We start from the raw sequence: 18067 nt of genomic DNA, 5'->3' as shown, positions 1-18067 counted from the left end.
CTAATAAGTACCAGCTTTATAGAATGACTATGCAAGGTAGAGAGTTGCCGTTCCGGAAGCTGGAATCGCTAGCTTATGAATACCTGCCGTAAACTGGGCGGACATTTCTTCCACAATCTCACCGGTGCACGATGTAATGACTACTTTAGCTGCCTGAGCAGCTTCCAACACCTCAAGGTAAAGTCCATCCTGCCTTCTGCCATTCACCACAATCCACTTCACAACTGATCTTCCCACCGGAATAGGCACAATGCTGTCATGGTAAGTGACAACAATCCCTTTGTCCCCTTTAACAGAACGTACAAGCGGGTATAACAGCTCTGGATTCATCGGCTCAATTCTGCCGTCTAGCAGCAGATCACGGTTCTCTTTCCAAAAAGCAAGCCAATAACCTAACATCGCCTTATGGTCGGACGGCACTTTATCCAGCAGCACAGAAACTTGAGGTACGGAGAACAAGCCGTTAATCAGCTGGAGTGCGGCGCTTTCCACCGGCTCCTCGGGATGCCACATGATCATATCCGCATGAGCTGCTGTATGTCCGCAAATCAGTCGAATATCAAGCGTTCGTACCCGATTCTGAATGCTATCATTCGGACAATCCGACGCACGGAACATATTGCCGTACTTACGCATTGCCGGTCCAATGTACATTTGGCGGAACTCGATCATGATATCGGGTTTCAGCTCTCTCAGCCTGCCGATCGAATCCGTTAAAAGACGGTCCACGGCCGCCGGGATCGACTCATAGTCCTTCCCTTCAACCGTCGAGGGGAGCTGCAGTTCCGGCGAATAAAACGTATCGATGAAGTCGAGCTTGAAGCCGTCGAGGCCCCATTCCTTCACCGCTTCTTCATACTTATGAATGATATACTCCCGGACATCCGGATATCTCGGATCAAGCACGGCTGCGCCATGATTCTCATTAAACCGGAGAATTTTATTTTTAAATTGATTCCACACATGACTGTATTTACCGATAAAAGGCACAGAGTACCATAGAATAAATTTCATGCCCAGACGATGAACCGCATCCACATGCCGCTTCATATCGGGGAATTTCCCAGCGTAAGTCTCCCAATCCCCACAGTAGGCATACCCTCTGCGGTTATCCTCCGTCTGCCAGCCATCATCAACGATGACGGCCTCCATCCCGAGCTTCTTAGCGATCTGACACTGCTGTTCAATCTGTTCATCCGTTACATTCTGGTGCATGCTGTACCAAGTGGAGTACATCGGCTCCTTGGCTGCGGCTGGGACGAAGGCCGGGCGATATTCCGGCATTGCGCTCCACCACTCCTGCACACCTTGCAAGCTTTCATAGTAAGGAATATCTCTCGTATCCACGAGGAGTTTGGCTTCATAGGAACGAAAGGGTGCGGTCGTCTCGGCAAACAATTGTATCTTGCAATGGAAGTCAGCCTTTTCCTCGCTGATGCCTCCTGAGTAATGAACCGTATTCAGCGCATCCGAATAAGCGAACGTAAGTCGATTGTGACCAAGGCTGTTAAACAACGCATAGACGGGAGCCGAGGCGGCAGCGTTGGATCGCAGCGTGCGCATCCAGTCAGCCTTAAAACTCTTATTGCGGTCTTGCGCAGGATGCCAGCTGGCCTGGATATCACACGCAGGATGCGACCAATTCAGCGTCAAAACAGGGGGGACTGAAGCTTCCTCAGCATCCAGACGCAGCGTGATTAAGTCCAGACCCTCCTGCAGCTTTTCCGCTAAAAGTAACACCGTGAACGGATGACTCTCTCCAGTTAACGTAAAGGTATGGGAGGCAGTCGTGATTTGCTGGTTCATACAGAATCCTCCTGCTGTTGATTCTTATGGCGATTCAAGCCTGCATGGCACCATACAGTCACAATGGGATCGTCCTCACTCGAGTTAAGGTGATGATCTTCGCCTGGCTCAACGATCACGATATCTCCCGTTGTAACCGGCGTATGCTCCCCGTTAATCTCCATGGTGCCGCTCCCCTGCAAAATGATAAACGCCTCACAATCCGCATGGATATGATAGTCTCTGCCATCAGGTCCATCATTTGTGTGACTGCGTTCTGCTCGTTTGGCAAAGGAAAGACCGCCTGAAGATAAGTAATCACCCGGCAAAATATCCTGCAAAATATGTCCGTTCTTCGTATCCCGCAGCTCGCTCAAACGCAGCTTTTTCATCGTTACCCCTCCATAGTTAAACGGTAAAGACGACTTCGGTAATCGCCTTTCCAGATTGGTAAATTCAAACCAATATGCATCAAATCGTCACCGCCGAAGATCAGTTCCTCGGTCTCCTCAGGAGCATCCGCATCATACACAAGATAATTGCTTCCTGCTTCCAAACCCTTCAGACGCAGTTTCTTAAGCGGAGCATTAGGCTCAGCCAGCACTTGAAAATAAGCAACAAGCGCTTCTTTCTGATCGTCTGACACGAACATCCAAGCGGCATCAACACCTTCGAAAGGACTGCTCAACCGGTAAAATTCGCCGAATTGAATCAGCGGACGCAGCTGCTTATAGAGCGCAACCTGCCGCTTTACAGCCTCTTTTTCCGCCTCCGTAAAAGTGGTCAAATCCAGCTCATAGCCGAAATTGCCCGACATAGCGGCATGTCCCCGCATATCTAGAGGTGTCGTGCGATGCACTTGATGATTCGGGACCGCAGAAACATGTGCGCCCATAGCGCTAATTGGATACACAATGCTTGTTCCATATTGGATTTTTAGCCGCTCCACAGCATCCGTGTTATCACTCGTCCACGTCTGCGGCATGTAGTAGAGCATGCCTGGATCGAACCGCCCGCCTCCGCCGGAGCAGCTTTCGAACAACACGTTCGGGAATCTGGACGTGATCCGCTCCAGCACCTCATAGAGACCAAGCATATAGCGGTGAGCCGTCTCCCGTTGTCGCTCCGGAGGGAGCAGGGCCGAACCGATTTCCGTCATATTGCGGTTCATGTCCCATTTGACATAGGCGATTGGACAGTTGGCAAGAATATCGGTTATAACGGTTACGATGTAATCCCTCACATCTTGGCGTGAATAATCCAGAATCAGTTGCTGCCTCGCCTCTGTCCTGCGCCGACCAGGCACATGCAGGCACCAGTCGGGATGAGCACGATATAAGTCACTGTCCGGTGACACCATTTCCGGCTCAAACCATAGACCGAACGCTAGCTCCTGCCGATTCACACGGCTAACCAAATCCGGCATGCCCTTAGGCAGTTTACCCGGATCAACGAACCAATCTCCGAGCGAGCTTTTGTCATTGTCCCTTTTACCGAACCAACCATCGTCAAGGACTAGAAGCTCTAATCCGAGCTCTTTGCCAACCATCGCAAGCTCTTCGATTTTATCCGCATTGAAATTGAAATAAGTCGCTTCCCAATTGTTGATGAGAATCGGTCTGTGACGATCTCGAAACTCCCCTCGACATAGTCGCGTGCGGTACATCTTATGGTAAATACGCGACATTCCGCCAATTCCTTCTGCTGAAAATACAAGGACAGCCTCAGGCGATTGGAACGCTTGGCCCGGTTCTAACAGCCAGGAAAAGTCAAAGGCATTAATCCCCATGACAACACGGGTTGTTCCATAAGGATCTACCTCAGCTTGTGCAACAAAGCTTCCGCTATACACAAGACTAAAACCGTAGGCCTCTCCTTGATCTTCGTCCGCTTGCTTCGAGAGCAGAGCCATAAACGGGTTAAGCGAATGGCTGCTGCTCCCCCTGCGGCTCTCAATCACAGACCCGCCCGTTGCCAGCGGGCGTCTTTCGATATGGCGCTCGCGCGCCCATGTTCCAGACAAATGGAGCATATCGAACTCGGAATGGCGTATATCAAGGCCAAAGCTTAAGGCTCTAAGCAGCTTCATCGAACGATTTCCCGTGTTCATGTAACGAACTGACCTGGTAATTGCATCATGATCACAGAAGACCGTATAGGTGAGAACAGCTTGCAAGCCGATCGCTGCATCCGCCAAAACGATATCGAGGCTCTCCGCTTCACTGTCCTCTTCCACATAAGTAGCTGGCAAGCCCTCCAGCTGTGGTTTACCCGCATAGATCCGATGAGACTCATAAATAAGCTCACTGACGGTCGTTCCGTCTTCCATTTGCACCTGATAAGCGGGTACACGAAAATCACTGCCTCCATACGCCGGAAATTCCTGCGGCAGTGTGTCGAGCGACAGTGTCAAATCGTTCGGATCCGTAGATGGCGAAAATGAGCAGCGACGCCGTATAGCGAGCAAGCCGCCGAGATTACTTCCGCGAACCTTGCGTCCGAAGTGGACGTGAGCAAGGTATTTGGATTTAACCAACTGCATGATATAACTAGTCGACTTCCCTTGAAGATGGAAGGTTTGCGAATTCGGATCATACACAATCCCCATATCCCTCAGCTCCTTTCTATGGCATTAAATCTTCACATGTTTCCAAACCATCCGTTTAAACCTGAAATAAATGAGATTAGACCGCAGGAATTGGTCGCAAGCAACCGCACTCCATAAGCCGAACATCCCCCATGAAAAGATATAAACAAATAAATAACTGAGCATGACCCGCACGCCCCAGACACCAATTAAAGTCGAGTATAAAGGAAATCGTGTATCCCCAGCTCCCCGCAAAGCTCCGCCAAGAATGAACTGTGAGATTTGGGAAATTTGGATAAATCCTACGATCCGAAGAGCCCATGCCCCTTCTCGAATGATGGTGGCGTCACTTGTATATAGCCTAAAAATATAGGGAGCAAACAAAATAAATACCGCTCCCATTACACCGGCTAAGATCATGCCGTACTTGCGAATTTGCCAAACATACTGCTCAGCAAGGTCGGGTTTGCCTACGCCAAGCGTTTGGCCGACCAAGGTTGAAGCCGCTATGGCAAAAGCAGCACCAGGCATAAACGAGATGCCGATTATACTCGTAACAATTTGTGATGCCGCAACAGCGACCGTCCCAAGTCCTGCGCATATTTTGACAAACGTCATAATACCCAGACGCATAATGAGCTGTTCAAGGCTCGATGGGATGCCGATTTTCAACATGCGGTGAATCATGCTTTTATCCAAACGGCTTATCTCCGCCCACCCAATCCGGACCGCAAATTTCCCACTGAACAGAACCGTTATAAAGGCGATCATCGCCATGCCCTGAACTGCCAAAGTGGCGATAGCCGCTCCAGCAACTCCCATTTCTGGCAGGCCTAGATGACCGTAAATCAATACAAACCCTAGGGATATAGACAAGCACCCTGATAACACATTAATTTTCATCGGAGTCCGAGTATCTCCAGCCCCGCGTAGAATAGCGGACAAAGCGGACGAGATGGAGGAAAATCCAATAGACAGAAACATTAGCCGTGCATAGTTCATCCCATAATGAACAACCTCAGCGCTAGCCCCCATCATTTGGAGCATCGCCTCCGAAAATAGAACGCCAAGTGCAACGACAAGGATGGAGAGCACCGAGCCGAGCATGAGCGACTGTCCGGCGGCCCGATTCGCATCGCCCCTATTACCCGCTCCTGTGGAACGAGCAACAATGACCGTTGTACCTGTGTTTAGCGCTGCAAAAAGGACGGTCATTAACATATAAGGCTGGCTCGTTAATCCAACTGCTGCAACAGCAACCGCTCCTAAATGACCCACCAGAATCATCATCGCCATCTGTGTCATGTTAATGAGCAGCATCTCCGCCAAAGAGGGTCCGGCAAGCTTAAAAATAATGCGGCGCACCGCCTTGTTATCTTGCGGATCAACCGTGACGGAAGCACTGTAGCCCTGATCTTCTTTCATGATCGAGCCGCCATTAGATGTTCCATCCTGGCAAATACGATTTCGTATTTTGCAGCATCTGATCGAACAGCATCTCCGCCTGGTTCACATCGATATTCACAAGCGGGTCGTTCACGAAAGCATTGAACGCTAACGCTTTATCCTTTTGTAGCGCAGCCTTCAAAATAAGTTCTTGATTCACTGTGTGCTGCAGCACCAGGTTATTAACAGCGAGCGGAAGCTCGCCTGCATAAACAGGACGCAGACTGTTCGCTGAGAACACGGCGTTCGTCTCGACAACGGCTCCCAGTGGTATCCCCTTCATTTGTCCCACATTCGGAACATTGATATTGGTAACAAAAGGTTGAAGGCCGATTAATCCTTTGAGTTGTCTAACTTCTTCCTCCCCCGATGCCTTCAGCGGCAGCTTCTCCTCTCCACTAATCAGCTTGCTGTAATAAAGCTCCGTCGCAGCGTGCTTCTCCACACGACTTTGGACCGTCGTTAAGCCAAATTTCCAGTAGCGAACCGTTTCCGCATCCTTCATATACCATGGAGGCATAAACTCTGCGAGATGGCGATCACCTGCCGCTGCAATAATGCCGTAACGTCGGAACAAATCAAATTTCACTCGGTTAGCTGCCGTGTACGTGTTTGTCATCCAAGCATCTTTGTTATGCTCAAAGCCCGACTCATAGTACTTATCTACAAACTTCCGATACATCGGGAGTAAATCTATATGCTGATAAGTGGCTTGATCGATCCATGTAAAATGATTAATCCCTAGCACATTCACCTTCACATCATCCCGATGCACACCCTCTATACCTTCCATATCACGCAGCATGCGTATCAATAATCCTTGTGTACCAAAGATTTCGTGGCAGCAGCCAAGCGCCTTGATTCCCGGAAACACTTCGTATAGCGTCCGCGTGCAAAGCGTCATCGGATTCGTATAATTAAACACCCAAGCATTCGGTGAAAAGCGCTCTATAGCCTGGGCAATCTCCACATACATGGGAATCGTCCGCAGTGCCCTAACCAACCCCCCGGGTCCGGTTGTATCGCCTACCGCTTGGTAAATGCCATATTTCTCCGGTTCATGCACATCGGATGCCATCTCGCGGAACGTTCCGGGAAGAATCGAAATGAACACAAAATCACAACCGCTTAACGCCTCCTTCAGAGTCGGGTAAGCCTTGTAGGTCCATTTGGACTTCGTTTCGGCATAATCAGAAACGGAGTTACCTAATCTCTCGTTATTTTTGGCTTTGTCATAATCAAGGTCATACAATCGAATCGTACCCGACAATTGTTCGTCCAGCGCAAGATCCGCAATGAGATTTTTGGCCCAATACATGGAGCCTCCACCAATATAAGCAATTTGTATCTCGTTTACTTTCCCGTTATTGAATTTCATTTTGCTCCTCCTCACCATCGTGCAGTCATGCATACGCTACAAGTATAGAAAACAATCTGAATTAAAGGGATGGCAAAAATTTAGCGGGGTTGTGATTTTTTACACTTTTGCTAGGGAGCCATATATAAAAAGACGCCCTAGGGTGCATGCTCCCTAGGGCGTCCAGTCCGTCTATACAGTCCATACATGCATAGAAAACTTTAGTCGTTATAAATTCTATACATCAGAACGGCAACTTCTGCTCGTGTAGTTTTATTCAGTGGTTGCAGCAAATTACCGTTACCTTGAATCAGGCCTTTATTAACTAATAAAGCGGCACTTTCTTCAGCGTAGTCCGCAACATCTTTATAATCTGCGAATGTGCTTAGACTTGTTGTACTGACCGCCGTATTCAGCTTGCCTGCCTGTTTCAAGGCTCTTGCTGTCATCGTCATCATATCTTGGCGGGTAAGCTCTTCATTGGGTGCAAACAAGTTCCCATCTTTCCCTTCCACAATCCCAAGCGCCTTCGCCATCATGACTTCCTGATAGAAGTAATCAGATGGTTTCACATCATCAAATACAGCCTCAGATGTAGCTGATATACCTAACGTCTTCATGAGCAGCGTAATATACTCCGCTCGTGTTATTGGCGTTCCCGGCGCAAATTCTACGTCGGACTTTCCGTTAATGATACCTTTGGACGCCAACACTTCAATAGACTTCCTAGCCCACTCGACATTCGTAAGATCGTCGAAGCTTTTCACAACGAATCCTACCGCATACTTGCTAAAATGTGTGGTCCTAAACGTGACCGTTCCGCTGCCAGCCTCATACTTCCCGCTCGGAACTGGCGTTAGAGCGCCACTATCATCCACATACCAAACGACAATGTGTTCCGGATTGGTTAACTCTTCGGTTGTCGGTTGATAAGGCACGGTTAATTCAACAGAAGCGGAAGGATTATTAAATTCCACTTTCTTGCCGTCTACCCATAGGGTTAAATCAACAATCGGTCTATCTCCAATCAACTGCTGAAGCGTTCCCGGAAGAGTCGACTTATCTGTCAAAGTAAGCTTCAATTCAACCGTTTTGTTGTCTCCTAGCGCGCTGGAGCTGAACATATTCCCTGGCAAATACACATTCCCGATTTCCGACCTGACTTCCGTCTTACTTGTCAGGGACCCACTACTTAGGGATGCGGCCGGAATCGTAGCTAAATAAGCGTTCTCCCCTTGCAATCGGACAGCCGTTATCACTCCGGTACTGTTCGTAGTATCGGGGTTCCCAGGAGTCGAAGGATTCGATGTCTTCGGTCCAGAAGCAGAACCTGTGCCACCAGAGTCTTCTGAATCTGAATCCGAATCCGAGTCCGAATCTATAGGTGGAATCGTGATCGGCCCTAACGTAGTTAACTGAAGCGGCAGCCCGCCCAGTGTCTCGTACACGGAGCCATAGACAGACTGACTAACAGCCTTAACCCTGAATGTATACGCTGAACTTGGCATCAGGCCGACTGCACTATAGTTGTAGACATCGGCTGTCACACTTGTTAATTTGGTATTTCCTTGGTAGATGTCATACGCGGATACCGGTATGGTGGTTGTGGCGCCAGACCAGCTTAACGCAGCACTGCGATCCGTTATTTCCGTCGCCTTTAGGGCAGAATTGCCCGTAAAAGATATCGGTCCAAAAGCTTTAACCTCATTGACATTAATATCGCCATCGACTTCATCGACTGTAAATTTAATAAATCTTGCCTCAACTGGCGCAGGAAGCGATATTTTCTCATCTATATTCGTAATACTCGGATTGCCGTATTTCCCTTGGCTAACACGGTCATCAGTCAATAACTTTATCCATTTATCACTGTTTGGATTCGTGAACGCTTCACTGTCCGTGGCATAATAAAACGAAACCTTTTTCAACTTGTTTTGAAAGCTATTGTATGCAAGGCTGTTTACCGGCGTTGGTTCCCCCATATCCACCATCATCCATGAAGAAGTCGAGCCTTTTAGCGCAACCCACCTGGAACCTGTATCATTGTCCAGAGCTTTGCCAGCACTATAACTGCTTGTATCATCGTTCCAAACTCGCGGATACTGGACTTCCTTATTGAACAAAAGATTGTCGGAGGCGTTCTTGATGCCTGTAGTCGTTACTTCACCTTCTGCGCCAGTAGCTGACAAAGTACCTCTTCGAATCGCGTAAACCTTCACTTTATAAGTCGTACCGGGAGAAAGATCTTTGATCGTATAGGAGGTATCCTGAACCTCCGTTGCCACGATCCTTTCCGTATCACCGCTAACTAGTGCCACCCTGTAATTCTGGGCATCTGCTACAGCATCCCAAACAACTTGGATGGATTTATCAGATAACGCTGTCGCTGTAACGGATGAAGGCGGATTAGGAATAATCGGGTCTCCATCGGTGTGCAGCGTCTTCACTTCACTTATCGCTGAAAGCATCGGTTTGAACGAATACGGATCCGTATAAACCGTCCTCACAGAAAGATTATATAAAGCGCCAGGATCTAAATTCGTCAGGTTAACCCTATTAGCGTCCACCTCATCAACAAGTACTTTCCCGTTATCGTAAATGATGAAATGATCAGCAGGAACCTCATTCCAGGAAATAGTCGCTTGAGAACCTCCAGCGTATTCAATCACCACATTCGATGGCGTTTGAGGCGCATTGTACATTTCAAGCTCCGTGATCCGAGGCGGTCCTGTCATAACAAATGTAGGAAGTCCATTAAGTGGAGTGCCCGTACCATTAGAACCTGTACCATTTACAAAATAAAACTTTACATATCGGGAAGTTAACGTCTTCCCTAGGTCAATCACATACTCCTTATCTGCCGCATCATCTCCGCCGCTATTAGGACCATTATAAGTAAAGGATGTATCTGTTTTAAAAATAATATTACCTAAATCCGCTTCGGAATGATCTGTCTCGTCATCTGAAACTGCTATATTCACCGTCTGCAATCTTAAAGATTTGGCGAATAGCTTCACTTGACTAAACGGCATTTTTTTCCCTAAATCGATGACTACGCTGCCCTTTTTGGAGCTTTCAGTACCGATCCAACTCAAATCTCCTAACGCAGATGTATTGTTCTGAGGCACCTGTGTCAAGCTCGTATACTTGACTGGGTCTGTTTGAACCCCATCCAAGAGTCTCTCCGGCTTAGCATTCGCGACCTGGAACGCATTGCCGGATGCGGGACCATAATTATAAGCCTTTTTACCGTAGGCCAGGTTAACCGGTGAAGCATCTATTGCAGACTTATACAGCGTCATGTCTGCAAGGTATATTTTGGCATCCTTCACATTGGGATTTGATTTATCCGCTTTTCGGTAAATCCCCCATTTCGGACGGTTGATCATATCGTCCACCGCAGGGTACGGCCCTTCGAAGGTCGACCCATTATACTTGATCTCAGGACGTCTCCAAATATCAAGAACTCGGTTAGGATCGTTGTACGCCATCAATACTTTGCCTGTCTCGACGTCTTTCATGATCATTGTGACCCAACCATATTCCGAGTTTAAAATTTTAACCGTAATATCCACCCATTTGTCTTTCACGTCATTCAGCGGAATACTGGCAAGCGTTTCTTGCCCGGCATCCGTACCGATATTGGCATAACGGAACTCCAAATTCTGCGTGGCAGATGAGGAAACCGTAAACGTAAGTATCGGATTACCGTCTTCAGCGCTAGAGAAACTCGGATAATTAGCAGCGTCATGAAGCGGCAATTTGTTTCCAACCAGTCCATAGGAGTTGTACGCTTTGTATTGGAAGATATGGAAAAAACCATCAGGCTTGGTCAGATCTTTATCAATCTTCAGCTTCCAGTTGTATGCGGTAATGTCATTCTCCAAACCAATCCGGTCAGGGCTCTCAGCTGGCGGTCTGATTTCAATTCGCTGTCTGTCGTCATTCCCTCCGATGAATTGTCCGGTTGTACTGTCATATGTTGTATTATGCAAATAACAGGAAAAGCAATCGTTGCCATTCACTTCAACTTTGAAAACATCTTTTCCTAATGCCTGATCGTAATAATTGGCCACATGTCTTTCGGCCTCTTCTCCGAGAATATCTCTTGCTGTTTTGGTGGCACCTTCGACAGGATTATCTGTTCCAAAAGCTTCACCAAAAACGTCGTAAGGCGATCTAGATGGGTCTGCATGTATGGAAACTGAATTACCACCGTGGCTGTTAATGAACTCCGAATCGAGCACATCAACTGTGGAAGCTTCGGCAGCACTAGCGACATTCGTCATTGACAATAGGGAAAACTGGCCTATACCAAGATTACAAATAAGGAATACGGCCAATGACAAGGCTACTCTTCTTCTAAAATGCTTCAATGATTTCATTCGGGGGCTAACCCCTTTCATAGTGATAGATTGGCGAACTGGATGTTGCTCATGAAGTTGGCTCATGCTGCTTGGTAAGATTCCTCCTTTCTCCATAGAATCTGGTCTGCATCAAGGAAACCTTGGTGTACACGCTTTCAAACCTTGAATGCTTCTATCATAATCCCCGATCAGGAAAAACTAGATGCAGTTTTTTACGATGCTTTTGTCTTTTTTTATCATTCGGTGAGTTCGAGCTATGCGGCAAAAAAGCAAAAAGACAAAAAGGCAAAAAACTCCTGAGCCTTTACCTCAGGAGTTTTTATGTAACGGACACACGGGTCGCTATTAGGGTTCCCAGCTGTATTTGTGAGAGCTAACGGACTGTATAGCCTTTATCTGGTTATTCAAGACAGGTTTGGGGGTGTTTCAAGGCAGATAGCGGCGCTTGAGTCCGTTAGGATCTATTTTCGAGCTGGAAATGGGAATTAGCAGCATCTCGGTCCGTTAGTTTCTACTTGCAACTGTCCAGCAGTCGCAGTAAACGCAAAACCGTAAACCGGTTGCGCACAAACAGCGCATCCCGCAGTGACGCCTCCACCAGCTCCGGCTCTACGCCAAGCTGCTCAGGCGCCACCGGTCCCTGCACAGCCCCGAGCCAAGCCGTCAGCTGCTCGGGTGCAGGGACCGCGCGGGCGATGGCTTGCACATCGCCCCACCTCGAAGCGATGCGCGCTTTCAGCGCCTCGCTATCAACAACGCCGCCATCCGCCGGGAAATTCTCGGCGATGACCTGCTCCGCCATGGCCCCATAGGCCTTGCGTATGCGCTCCGCATCCGTTTGCCGGCTTGGGGCCTGGCTTTGCGCTAGGCGCGAAGCGGCCTCGCCCGCCGTGATGTCCCGCAGCGACGCATAGCGCTGCGCCATCATCACGGTCGCGACGCCGACCTTCGCGCCGTGCAGCAGCGCCCGGCGGCGCTGCTGCAGAAGCACCATCTCCCAGTAATGGGAGAGATGGTGCTCTGCTCCGGAGGCCGGCCGCGAGTGGCCGACCAGGAGCATGGAAAGGCCGGACAGCAGCAGGCCTTCCATCAGCTTTAACAAGCCGAGATCCGTGCGCTGCGCGATCTCGTCCAAGTGAGCCGTGCAGAGCTCCACGGCTTCCAGCGTCAACTGCGCGCTCAGCTCGCAGTAGTGCTCGTCAAGCAGCACGCGGCCAAGCGACCAGTCGGCAAGCGAGGTGTGCTTGCCGAGCATGTCGCCGAGGCCTGCTGCGATCATCGCTTGCGGCGCTTCCGCGAGCAGCGCGAGATCAGCAAAAATGGCTTCCGGTGAACTCGCCGGGATCGTGGTCTTGAAGCCGCGCACGATGAGCGGCGCGCCGACCGAAGCGAAGCCGTCGACGGATGGCGCTGTCGGCACAGACAAGAAAGGCCGCTTCGTGCGGTGGCCGACGAAGCGCACGATGTCGTGCAGGGTTCCCGCCCCCACGGCAAGCAGAACCTCCGACGATAATGGCGTGTCCAGCATCAGCTGGACGATCGCTTCCTCGTCGGCGGCAACTTCCCCCATCGCGTTCTCACGAATCACGCTGATGCTGACCTTGACTTGCGCGGCTTCGAGCAGCCCGCGCAGCTTCACGCCCGCCGCTTGATACGTCTTCTCGTCCGCGACAAGCGTGACTTCACGATATCCGGCTTCTTTCACATAACCGGCCACCTGCCCCAAAGCGTCTCGCTCAATAACGATACGACGAATCGGAATTTCATGCCTCTGCCCACATGCACAATCAATCGTACGACCAAGCCATGTATTCAAAACCTCACTCATTCCCAACATCCCCTCTCCATCTCCAAAACCAAATTTCAGCTTCCTCGAATCCCTGTTCCATCACTCGAACTTCGACTTCCTCGAACTCCTACTCCATCACTCAAACTTCATTCCCCGCACGCTACCTCACCAAGATGTACGTACAAGTTCTTCTTCCCCTATTTTAACAAAACCTATGCTATAATGATACACATTGCCTTCATCGCAAGTAGGAGGAGAATAATCATCATGCCTATTCAAACCGAAACGGAGCTGTACGCTCCGGTGAAACAATATTTCGAAGAGCGCGGCTATGCCGTTCGCGGAGAAGTGAAACACTGTGACTTAGTTGCCATTCGCGGGGATGAACCCCCTATCGTCGTAGAGCTCAAGAAAAGCTTTAACATCCCGCTCCTTGTGCAAGGCATCGATCGCCTGCGCCTAACCGAGCAAGTGTATGTTGCTTTCGAACTGCCTAATAAAGGGAAAGCTCCACATCGCTTGCAGTGGGAAGATATCCGGCGGCTATGCCGTATGCTGGGGCTAGGCGTCTTGACGGTTCAATTCTACAAACGCAAAAAACCCGCAGTCGATCTCGTCTGCGAGCCTACGCCTTATACGCTGCGCCACAATAAAAGAGCAGCTTTACGGGTCGTCAATGAGTTTCATGAACGAAGCGGTGACTACAACGTAGGCGGCAGCTCCCAGCAAAAGCTGATGACCGCTTACCGTGAGAAATCGCTGCATTGCGCTTATTTGATGCGTGAGCATGGACCTCTTAGTCCACGGAAGCTGCGTGACCTGACGAATAACAAAGCCGTCAGCTCCCTGCTGCAAAAAAACTACTACCGCTGGTTCGTTCGCCAAAGCCGCGGCATCTATCACATTACCCCGCTTGGTGAGAAAGCTTTAGCGGATTACGTTCACGTCACCACCGCTTTCGCTCTCGCGACCGCAGAGAAACCCTAGGAATTCTTTAAGAGCGAACGACCACTTTATTGGCGTTTGCTTCTTCTTTTAACATAAGCAGCACTTTGTTCATCCATATCGCAGCTTGTGCACCTTCACCCATCGCAATCGTCACCTGCTCCGCATGGACGCCAACATCGCCGGCGGCCCAGAGGAACGGCACGCTTGTCATTTTGGAACGTGCATCTGTCATGATATGCCGATTTTCCAATCGTTCCGCGCCTAGCTGACGGGCTAGATCCGATTTCACTTCATTCCCTCCGAAAGCAATGAAGCCGCGCTCCGCTTCCAGCCGGTTCCCATTAACCGTCACCAGCCCTCCAAAAAGGCCATTCTCGCTCGCGTTTACCTCTTGAATATCATCCGCTATGTAGGTGATCCCTTTTTTCTTGAGTTCTTCCAAATGGCTGCCTTTCACGGCGCACAGTCCATGGTTAACGTAAGTCAGCTTATCCGTCCGAAGGCTCAGCTTCAGTGCCATCGCAGCTCCGACATCACCCGAACCCATCACAATGGTCGTTTTATTTCTTATTTCATAGCCATCACAATCCGGACATACATAAATCGTTAATCCCAGACACGGCTTTAACCCGGGAATATCGGGGATGCGATCCATTAATCCTGTCGCTAGCAGCAGCGTAGGTGCTTCGTACCCTTTACCGGACTTCCCCCATAACTCAAAGCCATCTCCTGGCTTCCCCTTATTTACTGCCTGTACAACTTCATCATGGGCAAAAGCCACCCCAAGCTTCTCGGCCTGTTGCCTTCCCAGCCTGCGAAGTTCTTCACCCGAAACGCCATCCGGCCAACCTAGAAGGTTGTGATAGCTTTTGCATAAGGTCGACCTGCCATAGCCGGCATCAATGACGAGAACACGATGCTCATATCTCCCAAGCTGAATGGCCGCCTGAAGTCCGGCAATGCCTCCACCAACAATTATACTGTCATACTGTTCCATAACCTGAAGTCCCTCTTCTCCTATCAGCTATCCCTAGGATAACCTTGAAAGGGCGCTTTCATGCTCGCTCTAACGATTCTTAATGGACCAGACCAAGGCAAATTGTGTGAGAGAGGCGATCATGAGAATCCATGGAATCATCCCGCCTTCCAAATCACTTCCAAATGTAATGAAGCAAAAAATGGAAATCACACGACCTACATTTAGAAAAAGCTCGCGAACGACAACACTTTCAACTTTCAGTTCTCCTTTAAGCGGCAATTTGGCGATAAGACCGTAATAGTAACCTGTCATTGTATTGCCTTGCAGGGGTGAAAAGACCGAATACAGAATCATAAAGCCTACGACAGACCAAATCGTGATGCTTCCTAATAAAAGCGATACACCTACCAGATAGCCTATCGTGGATATCGCCAAGTACATCCGAGATTTGCTGCCCTGAGCATATTTAGAAATAAACATGCCCATGGCTATGCTGAGGCTGGAGTAAAGCACGCCTAAATAGCCCACAATATCTTCCCGCGGCATAACTTGAAACAAGAGAATATTCGGAAGGAATAACATGGTACCTTGAAGCAAGCCCATCCCAAAAAAACCAAGCAACGCTTTTAGCCAATCTCGGTTTTTTTTCATAATGAGCCCGGTCCACTTTAAATAGTAGACTCTATGGTGTCCACTGGAAGCTTTTATTTTCAAAGAGATCAAGGCTGCCAGAAGAAACATACAAAATGCTATAGAAAAAACGATGGTATATCCGCTAAGTCCTTCTTTCAAACGGATAATAAACCCGGCAAGCGCTGGTCCTGCTAATGAAGCCATCGTGAAAAAAATCATATTATACGCGAGGTATCGAATGCGATTCTGCTCCGTTGACACATCGTACATGAGGGTTAAATACCCTACCCAATAAAAAGCGGCGGCTAGCCCGTTGAAAATAGCAAACGCAACGTAATATTTCACGAGCGCATCTTGCGCGATAATCACACTCAAGTAAAATAAACCGATCAGCATGATGCCTAAGCGGTACGAGACCATTCTGTCTTTCTTTTTGATCATCCAGCCGCCAATTGCGAAGCCAATCGGTGTCAATATGTACACGATAATACTGTAAGTTCCATTTACGGCTACGCTGTGTGTTAAACGCCAAAGATATAAGTTCAGAAACACACCCGACATCGAAGCGCCGAATTGAAAGGTAGAATGAATAATGAGCGAAATAATCGCTTCACGAGTTAATCTTTTCTCTTGCGGTAGTAGGTTCCCCCTGCTTTGTAACCAAGTCTTGATTCCTAAATACATCGTAGCCCCCCGCTTCCCAGTCCTCCTTATTGTAACAGCCCCTAATCCTTCTGTTAAACGGCAAAAAGCCCCAGCTTTTGGCGCTGAGGCTCTGTTTCCAACCATTATCGTATTACTTCTTCAGGCTATCCCATGTTTTCTGGAATTCATCAAGCATTTGATCCTTCGTATACTTCTTCGCGACATAACCTTGCATAATATCGCCGAATTTTTTACTGGATGCTTCGCCGCCAGGGAATTTGAACCAGTTCCAGCTCAGTGTTTTACCAGCTTTGCTGTATGCAATAATGTCTGCAGCTAATGGTCCAAGTACTTTTTCGTCAGCAGGAATGGATTTGAAAGCCGGGATGAACTTGAACTCGTCAGTGATATATTTTTTACCCACATCGGATGTAACCATCCAGTTCAAGAATTTCTTCGCTTCGTCTTTCACAGCGGAGTTTTTGTTGATTACCCAGTTGTTCGGAACACCAACAAACAATTTGTCGTTCGATGCCGCGTCATCGCTGATCGGCATTGGCAAGAAGCCAACTTTGATATCCGGGTTTGTTTTGGAAATTTGGACTTGTGTCCAGTTACCTTGTTGTGTCATAGCTGCTTTGCCAGTTGCAAAATCAGTTACTTGTGTGTTGTAGTCTGTTTGCAGCGGGTTTTTGTTACCATATTTCAATTGAAGATCGAATAATTTAACCCATTGATTAAATTGTTCGTTACCTGGAATTTTCGCTGTTCCTTTATTCAAGCCATCAATAAATGCATTCGGATCCTTTTGGTAAGCAAAAGGAAGGTTTACGAAGTGATTGCCTAGTACCCACCATTCGCCATATCCGGTTTCAAAAGGTGTAATCCCTTGTGCTTGCAGCTTTTTGGCAGCATCCTCAAGTTGTGTAAGTGTTTTTGGCAGCTCAGTAATGCCAGCTTTCGTGAACAGATCTTTATTGTATTGGAAGCCGTAACCTTCAAGGTTAAGCGGTTGTCCGTATAGTTTACCATTTTTGGTCATTGGCTCTTTCGCCACATCTACAAGGTCACTCACCCAAGGCTGATCGGAGAGGTCTTCCAAGTTTTCGATCCATTTATCAAGATCTGAGAAGCCACCGTTGTTGAAAATGTCCGGTTTGTCGCCGGAGTTGAACTTCGCCAGCAAAGCTGCGCCGTAATCCGCGCCGCCGCCAACTGTATCAATTTGAATTTTCACGTTTGGATTCAGCTTTTGATATTCAGCCACCAATTTACCCAATTGATCAGCAATTTCTACTTTGAATTGGAACATTTTAATCGTTACAGGTTTACCAGCCGCAGCAGGCGTTGCTGATGCTGCTGCCCCAGCTGATGCCGCAGGTGCAGGTGTCTCTTCTTTTTTACCGCAGCCAGCTGCAACCACAGAAAGTGTGAGTAAAGCAGCCATACTGATCATTGTTAATTTTTTCATTGAGGTAATGCCTCCCTTTTTTTGTTTACTCAGCTTACCCTGATGATGACGGGCCATTCA

Annotated in this window: 11 protein-coding genes; 1 reads left to right on the top strand and 10 read right to left on the bottom strand. The window is 48.5% G+C overall.

What is annotated here, in order from left to right:
- Window positions 1–27 precede the first annotated feature (27 nt).
- The 7 genes from AC58VC_RS12855 to AC58VC_RS12825 form a co-directional block, all read right to left on the bottom strand.
- The gene (locus tag AC58VC_RS12855; RefSeq protein ID WP_497369163.1) at window positions 28–1806 is read right to left on the bottom strand and encodes a glycoside hydrolase family 36 protein; all 1779 of its coding nucleotides are present in this window, start codon (window positions 1804–1806) and stop codon (window positions 28–30) included.
- On the bottom strand, window positions 1803–2177 hold the full coding sequence (locus tag AC58VC_RS12850) for a cupin domain-containing protein (RefSeq protein WP_497369162.1): 375 nt from the start codon (window positions 2175–2177) through the stop codon (window positions 1803–1805). Before AC58VC_RS12850 ends, AC58VC_RS12855 begins: the two co-directional genes overlap by 4 nt.
- Window positions 2178–2179: 2 nt before the next feature.
- A complete protein-coding gene (locus AC58VC_RS12845) occupies window positions 2180–4393 on the bottom strand; it encodes an alpha-galactosidase (protein WP_497369161.1) in 2214 nt (737 codons plus the stop codon).
- 24 nt (window positions 4394–4417) lie between these two features.
- Window positions 4418–5797, bottom strand: a complete 1380-nt coding sequence (locus tag AC58VC_RS12840; RefSeq protein WP_497369160.1) for an MATE family efflux transporter — start codon at window positions 5795–5797, stop codon at window positions 4418–4420.
- 13 nt (window positions 5798–5810) lie between these two features.
- On the bottom strand, window positions 5811–7196 hold the full coding sequence (locus AC58VC_RS12835) for a family 4 glycosyl hydrolase (RefSeq protein ID WP_497369159.1): 1386 nt from the start codon (window positions 7194–7196) through the stop codon (window positions 5811–5813).
- 200 nt (window positions 7197–7396) lie between these two features.
- Window positions 7397–11560, bottom strand: coding sequence for an S-layer homology domain-containing protein (locus tag AC58VC_RS12830; RefSeq protein WP_497369158.1), 4164 nt, complete (start codon window positions 11558–11560; stop codon window positions 7397–7399).
- A gap of 493 nt (window positions 11561–12053) precedes the next feature.
- Window positions 12054–13370, bottom strand: a complete 1317-nt coding sequence (locus AC58VC_RS12825; RefSeq protein ID WP_497369157.1) for a sn-glycerol-1-phosphate dehydrogenase — start codon at window positions 13368–13370, stop codon at window positions 12054–12056.
- Window positions 13371–13598: 228 nt separating this feature from the next.
- On the opposite strand from AC58VC_RS12825, the gene AC58VC_RS12820 reads away from it, so the two are divergent.
- Window positions 13599–14318, top strand: a complete 720-nt coding sequence (locus AC58VC_RS12820; protein WP_497369156.1) for a DUF2161 domain-containing phosphodiesterase — start codon at window positions 13599–13601, stop codon at window positions 14316–14318.
- Window positions 14319–14325: 7 nt separating this feature from the next.
- Here AC58VC_RS12820 and AC58VC_RS12815 read toward each other — a convergent pair whose 3' ends face one another.
- The 3 genes from AC58VC_RS12815 to AC58VC_RS12805 form a co-directional block, all read right to left on the bottom strand.
- On the bottom strand, window positions 14326–15276 hold the full coding sequence (locus tag AC58VC_RS12815; protein ID WP_497369155.1) for an NAD(P)/FAD-dependent oxidoreductase: 951 nt from the start codon (window positions 15274–15276) through the stop codon (window positions 14326–14328).
- A 69-nt stretch (window positions 15277–15345) separates the two neighbouring features.
- Complete coding sequence (locus tag AC58VC_RS12810) at window positions 15346–16575, bottom strand: MFS transporter (protein WP_497369154.1); 1230 nt, start codon at window positions 16573–16575, stop codon at window positions 15346–15348.
- A gap of 112 nt (window positions 16576–16687) precedes the next feature.
- Window positions 16688–18007 carry an ABC transporter substrate-binding protein gene (locus AC58VC_RS12805; RefSeq protein WP_497369153.1) on the bottom strand — a complete coding sequence of 440 codons (1320 nt, stop codon included), beginning with the start codon at window positions 18005–18007 and terminating at the stop codon, window positions 16688–16690.
- Window positions 18008–18067 lie beyond the last annotated feature (60 nt).

This window comes from Paenibacillus sp. J22R67 (genome assembly GCF_059692175.1).
This window is presented reverse-complemented; position numbering and strand designations above follow the sequence as displayed.